This window comes from Sellimonas catena, from assembly GCF_027924685.1.
GTDB classification, from domain to species: domain Bacteria; phylum Bacillota; class Clostridia; order Lachnospirales; family Lachnospiraceae; genus Sellimonas; species Sellimonas catena.
This window is the reverse complement of the sequence record NZ_BSBO01000094.1, coordinates 1-1,312: the sequence shown is the minus strand read 5'-3', so window position 1 is coordinate 1,312 and position 1,312 is coordinate 1. Positions and strand designations below refer to the sequence as shown.

At 43.6% G+C, this 1,312-nt stretch carries 1 protein-coding gene; it reads right to left on the bottom strand.

Annotation, left to right across the window (positions count from 1 at the left end):
• On the bottom strand, positions 1–1,188 hold a 1,188-nt coding region (locus tag Selli1_RS18180), incomplete at its 3' end, for a transposase (protein WP_281874503.1).
• Positions 1,189–1,312 lie beyond the last annotated feature (124 nt).

Sequence of the window (1,312 nt, the reverse complement as noted above, 5' to 3'; positions counted from 1 at the left end):
GAGAACTTTTGTTCCTTCTTCGTTGAATTCAAAATCAGCAAGGATATCCGGGGCGAATTTCCCCGTCAGGCTTGTAGTGATCAGTTCTACATTCTTCTCCGATGCGAGCTGCGTGTTTTCTGTCCCGCTGTATGCGCCATCCGTAATTATGACTGTCCGCTCTTCCTGTTTCTCCATCTGCTCAAGATGTTCCTGGAGAAACTGGCTGTCACTGTGATTGTTCTGGTCATATTGATAATCCGTTACAACGGAACCATTCTTACCTACGGATTCCTCAAGGTTGGCTGTATATCCCCGATGCTCTTTTCCGGCTTTGCTCCGGAATGTAGCCTCCGGATCAGAAGGATTCTGCATCATGGATGAGTTCATACCGCCGTCTTCTTTTGTGCGGAGTCTGCGAGTTCCATTTTCAACAACTGTCTGTTCAGACAGGCATCTGACAAACAGATCATACTCTGTTGAATCCTGATACTCAGACTCACATAAGGTGAGAAGTTTATCGGCATCCGCAAGAAGCTGCTTTAATCGTTCCTCTGCATCCGTACTTCTCTGGTGATAGATCACTCTGTTGAAATCATTCGGATCTGTGTAGTGCTTCAGATCCTCCGGCAGAGCAGAATCATTTGCCTTATTCATAGAAACTGCCAGCTTTGAAATACAAGTATAGATCAGTTCCATCCGGCTGAGTTTACGGATGTTGGATTCGATCATCATGGAATCCATACGCCGGATCTTCCCGCTGATCCTCATCAGTTTGGCAATGGAAGCACTCAGGTCATTTACGCAGTCATGGTAAAGATCCTTGTTATGAAGTGTTTCGTAATCATAGCACCGCCTGCGGAAACGGCTCAGTGTCTTGTCGCTCAGCGGCTGCTCTTCGAAACTCGTTGTGTGCAGGGCATACTGGAGCCGGAAATCCAACATAAGATTTTCAACCATTTCATCATCCGAATAATCAAAAAGCTCTTTGATAATGAGTGCACCAACGATTACATTTACCGGAGTATTCGGTCTGGATGCATTATTACTGTATAAGACAGAAAAGCGCTTTTCATCAATGGCAGGGAATATTTCATCAGCAAAAACTTTTGCCCAGGATTTTTCCAGTGCTTTCTGTTCCCTGGCGGTTAAGCCGGAAAAACTATCTGTAAATGATATTTGCTGGTAAGAATTTTCTTTGAATGACATAAAGATTACCTTCTTTTCTAGGATAGCTCTATTATACAGCAAGAGAAGCATTTCGGCTTGTATTTACTACAAAATATATGAACTTTTCAAGGTGCTATAGACAGGCTTTTGACCCCAATATCAT